This is a genomic window from Rhizobium sp. UFLA01-1127, from assembly GCF_059803845.1.
On sequence record NZ_JAUQTZ010000219.1, the window covers coordinates 1 to 6,770 of the forward strand.

At 54.4% G+C, this 6,770-nt stretch carries 7 protein-coding genes; 5 read left to right on the forward strand and 2 right to left on the reverse strand.

What is annotated here, in order from left to right; translation table 11 throughout:
* The 4 genes from Q4Q11_RS30330 to Q4Q11_RS30345 all read left to right on the forward strand — a co-directional run.
* A partial coding sequence (locus Q4Q11_RS30330; protein WP_498571794.1) for a P-loop NTPase family protein occupies positions 1-432 on the forward strand: 432 nt, incomplete at its 5' end.
* A gap of 299 nt (positions 433-731) precedes the next feature.
* Complete coding sequence (gmd, locus tag Q4Q11_RS30335) at positions 732-1,835, forward strand: GDP-mannose 4,6-dehydratase (RefSeq protein WP_112507941.1); 1,104 nt, start codon at positions 732-734, stop codon at positions 1,833-1,835.
* Positions 1,828-2,811, forward strand: coding sequence for a GDP-L-fucose synthase (fcl, locus tag Q4Q11_RS30340; RefSeq protein WP_112507939.1), 984 nt, complete (start codon positions 1,828-1,830; stop codon positions 2,809-2,811). The genes gmd and fcl overlap by 8 nt, the downstream gene beginning before the upstream one ends.
* Before the next feature lie 208 nt (positions 2,812-3,019).
* Positions 3,020-3,169, forward strand: a complete 150-nt coding sequence (locus Q4Q11_RS30345) for a hypothetical protein (protein WP_498571795.1) — start codon at positions 3,020-3,022, stop codon at positions 3,167-3,169.
* A 55-nt stretch (positions 3,170-3,224) separates the two neighbouring features.
* Here Q4Q11_RS30345 and Q4Q11_RS30350 read toward each other — a convergent pair whose 3' ends face one another.
* Positions 3,225-3,962, reverse strand: a complete 738-nt coding sequence (locus Q4Q11_RS30350; RefSeq protein WP_498571796.1) for a LuxR C-terminal-related transcriptional regulator — start codon at positions 3,960-3,962, stop codon at positions 3,225-3,227.
* 530 nt (positions 3,963-4,492) lie between these two features.
* Positions 4,493-5,578, reverse strand: a complete 1,086-nt coding sequence (locus Q4Q11_RS30355) for a hypothetical protein (RefSeq protein WP_498571797.1) — start codon at positions 5,576-5,578, stop codon at positions 4,493-4,495.
* 567 nt (positions 5,579-6,145) lie between these two features.
* On the opposite strand from Q4Q11_RS30355, the gene Q4Q11_RS30360 reads away from it, so the two are divergent.
* Entirely contained in the window at positions 6,146-6,721 is a 576-nt protein-coding gene (locus tag Q4Q11_RS30360) for a PE-PGRS family protein (RefSeq protein WP_112507933.1), read from the forward strand.
* Positions 6,722-6,770: the final 49 nt, after the last annotated feature.

Sequence of the window (6,770 nt, forward strand, 5' to 3'; positions counted from 1 at the left end):
GGATTGAATGAGCTCCTGCGCGGACAGGCTCGAATCCAGGAGGTCATCTACCACCATCCAAGCGGCATCGACTTCATCCCGGCCGGCAATCGCAGTTTTCGTCGGCGCGCCAGTTTGACTGATGTGGCTGACATCATCGAGATGGCCCGCGCGAACGGCCAAACCGTTGTCTTCGACAGCGCTCCCGTACTCGCCTCGACCGATACGGTGCACCTGGCTGCGCTCGCAGAGCAAACGTTAGTCGTAGTCAGATGGGCAAAGACAAGCCGCCGCGCCCTCGCACTCAGTCTGCAGCATCTGAAAAATTCACGAAATCCCGAAATTCCGGTTGTCATAAATAGCGTTAATCCAAAAAAACACGCCCAATACAACTTCAGTGACTCAGAATTATTTGTGAGATCCCTGATGAAATACTACAGCTACAAAACATAGCCTTGAATATAACCGACTGATTTACCGTGCACTGGCAGTAACTATATCTGAGGATGCGAAAATGAGTGGACCAGAAGTCTTGAGTGCCGGCTTCACGGGTAGAGATGGAGCCAACGCGCCCGAACGGTTCTGCCCCAAACTTGCATCAAAGGTCCGAAGTCCCACTCGGTCCCCATTGATTCGACGAGGTATTCGAACTGCTAGGCAATGGACTGGGTTGATAGGCGAACCTCGCCTTTTCCCCTCGATATCAGCTTCTCGAAGCCTTCATGCCGACGGTTCCATCTGGGGGGAGAATTATGGGTAACGCAGCGAAAAATAACGGTAAAGTTGCGCTGATTACAGGCGTAACAGGCCAAGACGGAGCGTATTTGGCCGAGATGCTGTTGGAAAAGGGCTATATTGTTCACGGCATCAAGCGGCGCTCATCCTCCTTCAACACCACTCGTATTGAGCATCTCTACGAGGATCCCCACGTCGAGAATCCTCGCTTTATCCTGCATTTCGGGGACATGACGGATTCAACGAATCTGATCCGGATCGTTCAGGAAACCCAGCCTGACGAGATCTACAATCTTGCCGCACAAAGCCACGTTCAGGTCTCTTTCGAGACGCCGGAATATACATCCAACGCGGATGGAACTGGCACCCTCCGGCTGCTTGAAGCCATTCGTCTCTTAGGCCTGACCAAGAAGACCCGCTTCTATCAGGCGTCGACCTCCGAACTTTACGGCAAAGTTCAGGAAGTTCCCCAGAGCGAGACGACGCCGTTCTATCCTCGCTCACCCTACGCGGCTGCCAAACTTTATGCCTATTGGATCGTTGTCAATTATCGCGAGGCCTATGGCATGCATGCCTCGAATGGCATCTTGTTCAATCACGAAAGTCCGATTCGCGGCGAGACATTCGTGACGCGTAAAATTACCCGGGCGGCTGCGGCTATCCATCTTGGACTCCAGGAACGGCTCTATCTTGGCAATTTGAATGCCAAGCGTGACTGGGGGCATGCGCGCGAATATGTCCGCGGCATGTGGCTGATGTTGCAACAGGATGAACCGGAAGACTACGTTCTGGCGACCGGCGAAACCCACTCTGTTCGCTCCTTTGTCGAAAAGGCCTTTGCCAAAGTGGGCATGCCGATTGCTTGGCGTGGCGAGGGTGTTGAGGAAAAGGGATACGACAAGACATCGGGTCAATGTGTGGTGGAGGTCGATCCGGCTTACTTCCGCCCGACTGAAGTTGATCTTCTGATTGGCGATCCAACGAAGGCGCATACAAAGCTTGGCTGGAAACATGAGACCAGCCTTGATCAGCTGGTTGCGGAAATGGTTCGCGAGGACCTGAAAGTAATGGCGCGAAATGTTCCGTCGATAGGTGTGAACAAAGGCTTGGCTTATGCCTGAGGTGATCTACAGCCTTGCTGGAAAAAAGGTCTATGTCGCGGGCCACCGCGGCATGGTGGGCTCTGCGATCGTGCGACGTCTCGCTTCCGAGGACTGCGAGATTTTGACGGCTACGCGTGCCGAGGTCGATCTCAGACGGCAGGAACAGGTCGAGGCCTGGATGAGCAAAAGCCGCCCCGACGCTGTCTTCCTGGCCGCCGCGAGGGTTGGCGGCATTCTCGCGAACGCTACCTATCCGGCTGATTTTCTATACGATAATATGATCCTCCAAGCGAATGTCGTCCATGCAGCTCATAAAACTCACGTCGAAAAGCTGATGTTTTTGGGCTCGTCCTGCATTTATCCAAAATTCGCCGATCAGCCGATCGTTGAGGGGGCGCTTCTGACCGGACCGCTTGAACCTACGAACGAATGGTATGCGATCGCCAAAATTGCCGGATTGAAGCTCTGCCAGGCCTATCGCAAACAGCACGGCAGAGATTTCATCTCGGCCATGCCTACCAATCTCTATGGTCCGGGCGACAATTTTGACCTAGACTCGAGTCATGTCATGCCGGCACTAATACGCAAAACGCACGAAGCCAAGATTCACCAGCACCGAGAAATATGCATCTGGGGCACTGGCAATCCACGGCGCGAATTCCTGCATGTTGACGATTGCGCCGACGCTTGCGTCCATCTCATGAAGACCTATTCGGCAGAAAGTCATGTGAATGTCGGGTCGGGCGAGGATATCACCGTCCTCGATTTGGCGCATCTCGTCTCTCTGGTTGTTGGTTTCGACGGCAAGATTACGCATGATTTGACCAAACCGGATGGCACGATACGCAAACTGATGAGTGCCGACAAACTCCGCACGCTCGGCTGGTCGCCTAAGATTGGGCTAAAGGAGGGTATCGCAGACGCCTACCGCTCCTTCCTGGACGGGCGCTATTTTGAACGCAGCAACGGAAGGCCGCAAGATGGCAGCGCTTGAAATGCTTCCTGGGGGGACCCATTCAGTATCCTCCGCAGGGGCGTCTCAGACGGTGCTGTTGATAGATATATCGCATGTCCCTTGCACACCGGCTCCGCTCTGCACAGGGAATCTGCTCGCCAGCAGACATATTCCAAAACTATACGAAGCGCTGCCGATGCCCTTACACAAGCTCTTGCGCTCTACTTGGCATGGCAGGAGGGGTTGCATGGAACAGCTCTTCCCGGGGTGGCGACTTTTTCCGTATATTCTCTTGAGAATTCAACGAGAAGCCAGCTTTATGGATGCTATAGCAACGAATGGTCTCGATCTATCCAAGTCGATATTTCAGGTTGATGCCATTGATGCTTCAAAATAGTTGATGATCCGCCGCACAGCTCCGGCATCGACCATATGATCACTTGCGATATCACCTAATTCGGGGAAGCGCCTTGCCCGTCCTCGGCTCTTCGAACCAGGCGAGCGACCACCTCAGTCCGGTTCTGCACCCGCAACTTGCGCATTATGTGCTGCAAATGCATCTTTACCGTATGCCCCGACAAATTGAGCTTTCCTGCGATAACCTTGTTTGAGCAGCCACATTGCAACTCTGCGAGAACCTCCGCCTCCCGGGGAGTGAAATCGGCAATCGTCCAATACTGCGTCCTTTCATCCAAGCTTTTCTCCGCCTCATTCCTGGTCGGAGCATGCTCGTCTGATCCATTTACAACAACGCCCAACAGCTGCGGACAGAATGTTCCTCCCGCCAGAACGAGACGAAGGCCAGCAAGAGCGATATCGATGGGAAGTGACGTTGAAAAGAAGCCGCGGATGCCCATCTTGAGCGCCTGACGAACTATGCCGACATCATCTGTACCTAAGAGCAAGGTGACGGGAGCCTCGGGAAAGCGCTCGGCAATCGCCGCAAGATCGTCACGCAGGCTCATACTCTCGACACCTCTGCCGGCCAGATCCAGCGCAATTAAGCGCACCTCGGCTCCGAGAGCTCTATCAAGGCTCTCAGTCGAAATCATATCGACAAAATTCCACCCGGCGAATTCGCGCTCAAGAAGCTTCACCACAGTCGTGCGCGCCAATGTGGAATGCTGAATAACGACAATAGTTGGTATATTGCGTCCGATATGACGCTTAGCTTTAACACCGCTGGACACCTGACTGCTCCCCGAAATATTTGCAGCCCGTAATCTATATTATTCTCGTTCTTGTTTCATGTCACGACATAAAAAGAGGTATTATCGATATCAATAGTCTTATTATCACGATAGTCATTATAGATTGTAGGGAATCATATGTGTCACATCTTTGCGTATATAATGGAACGAAATATCAGTCCATTATGATAAATAGATTCGATCTGCATCACTGGAATCATATGCAGAAAGCATATCAACAAAGCGTCGGCTGATATTGGAAATATATCTGACCTTACACAAATAAACTCAGGAAATGCGGTCAGATGCAATTATTTGTCGACCAACTTTGCTCTAAGCTCATCTTTCAACTTAAAGCAGCTGCAATACTGAATTTGGCACCCACGGATCCTGGCCAGACGCCACGACTGCAGGCTGTGCGGATCTATAACAACGTAAGTATGGTTATGCCGGAATATTCCGCATGCCGGTGACCGAGCAAGACGGCATCATGAAGTCGAGCTTTGGCAATGTCAGCGGGAGACCGCATGTCAGGTATGCACGAAGCCCAGAATGTCATCTACGAGGGCCGAATGGGCGTCCGTGAGGTTGCCGCCGCCGTGGCCGCCGATGCCGGCCAATTGAAGCGCATGCTGATCGTAGAGAACATGGTCGATCTGCTGGGCGTCCGCCGTGCCACCGGCAGGAACTGCAATATTGATGGGATGGAAATAGGCGAGATTGACGTCCACCATGCTGCCGGTCGACGATCCAACTCCGCCGCCGCCAGCTTCGTGGTTGCCCGTAAAAATCGTCCCCGATGACATGTTGAAGCCACCGCCGTTGCCGCCGATGCCGGCAATCTGCATGGTGCCCTGATCAAAAATTGCGTTGTTTGTCTGATGGGCTTCGGCCGAACCGCCCGCGGCGCCTACCGCGATGTTGATCGGAGAGAAGATGGCCACGTTCACATCGACCATGCTGCCGACGAAAACTCCGTTGCCGCCATGCCCCGCATAATTGTCACCAGTAAACGTAACCGCCGTTCCTGGGCTCACCGTCGTGTCGTGGATTGCGACATTATGGTCCCCGCCGGAGCCGCCGATGCCGCCCATCTGGGTTGCCCCCTGCAGGAATAGTGCATTGTTCGATTGAACGGCGTGAGCCTCAGCGCCAGGCCCAGCCGCCACAGCGGTGTTCACGGGGGCAAACACCGCAACATCGGAGCTAACGAGCCCACCAAAAAAGAGGCCGTTGCCACCGGTGCCGGCATGATTGACGTCGCTACCGCCGCCGATGGCAACATTGCCGCTTCCGCCATTCCCGCCGATCCCAGCTATTTCGGTGGGATGCTGATTGACCAGCGCATCGTTTCCCTGGAAGGCGTCTGCGCTCGAATGAGGTCCCGCAATGGTCGCATTCGAGGGCACGAAGACGGCCAGTGCGTTGCTGTCGATCACACCGTCGCTTATCCCGTCACCGCCGCTGCCAGCTGAATTGTAGTTCGGACCCGAAGAGACATCCAATGGAAGCCAGGTCGGCACCAGAGCCAGATGCCCCGCAGCCAAGTTAGAGGTGAGGTTCTGATCGGCGCCTGCTTTGGGTAAATCTTCCGATAGGGGACGAATTTCCGTCATAACCATCTCCATTGCACGATCAACCGCACGTCCCACGGAGCATGCAACTTATGCGGCCGGAATTTTTCGAATATTGTGCATCTGAACGAGAGAAATGCAGAGCCTGCAATTCGTCTACATCCACTCGGCTAGTATCATAGCCGTTTGGCTATCATGGATGTAGCGTCTCATCATGCGAATTTGGCCGCGCCAACGTCGCCTTGCAGGAGGGATCCGACCTGTTTGCGCTGTTTTTTCGCAACTGTTTTAGGCTCTGAGCCGACCCTCCTCAGAGCCTCAAAATTCAGCCTGTTCGCTTGAACTGCCTTTGCTTCGAAAGATTAGGTGCGTCGATCAGGCCCCTACCTGATCACTGCCATCTCATCTGAAGCATATCACGACGCACTGAGGTCAAATTGCGCTCCGTCATCTCCGAACATGCGCCCGAAGGAGTGTCCCCGAATATCTAGATAGTTCGCAGATTTGACCGTGGGTAATATTCACCCGCGGCTATATTGCTGGCGGTGAGATGCTGAGTACGCCTGCCGTAGAACCCACGGACGAAGCGAAAGCGAAGGAGGAACATCAATGCCTATCCCACAAATATCTGACACGATTCAATTCAGCGACCCGGTTGCTGGCGACGGGAGCGCTGGCAATGGCGGCGACGGCAACAGCCATGGCAATATCGACTATAATCCGGTTGCGTATGTCGCCAACGTGCAATCGGTCGAAGGAGCATCTACCGATCTGCACAACGGCGACCATGTCGGACAGATGGCGGATTGGACTGCCGGTAGCGGCGGACCCGGTGGCTTTACTCAGGCCCAGAATGGATTCCTGGCGGCAGTCACGAATAGCGGCGCCGGAGGTGCCGGAGGAGATTCTCACTCCAACGGGAGCCAGGGAAGCGTGAGCGGCGGCGATACGGCAGCGGTAAGCGCGGGTACCACGGCGACGCAATACACTCAGCTTATGGCTGATCAGCATGCCACCATTCTCGCGGGCGTCGGCGGCAACGGCGGCAACGGCAACATGGCCCGCGGCGGCGACATCTCCGCTGCGCTAGTTCACACGGATCCCTCAACGACGACCGTGAACAATGCTCTCGATCATTTCACGAACGACTTCGGTCATATCGACCTCAGCCATCTTGGCTCATGAACCACAAGCCTATGAGGGTCGCCGGGTTTGGCTGGCGACCCTCATAGGC

Bases quoted from the DNA above. Each gene is read 5' to 3' on its own strand.
- Q4Q11_RS30355 (WP_498571797.1), bottom strand. From the start codon at position 5,578: ATGACGGAAATTCGTCCCCTATCGGAAGATTTACCCAAAGCAGGCGCC.
- Q4Q11_RS30345 (WP_498571795.1), top strand. From the start codon at position 3,020: ATGGAACAGCTCTTCCCGGGGTGGCGACTTTTTCCGTATATTCTCTTG.
- fcl (WP_112507939.1), top strand. From the start codon at position 1,828: ATGCCTGAGGTGATCTACAGCCTTGCTGGAAAAAAGGTCTATGTCGCG.
- Q4Q11_RS30360 (WP_112507933.1), top strand. From the start codon at position 6,146: ATGCCTATCCCACAAATATCTGACACGATTCAATTCAGCGACCCGGTT.
- gmd (WP_112507941.1), top strand. From the start codon at position 732: ATGGGTAACGCAGCGAAAAATAACGGTAAAGTTGCGCTGATTACAGGC.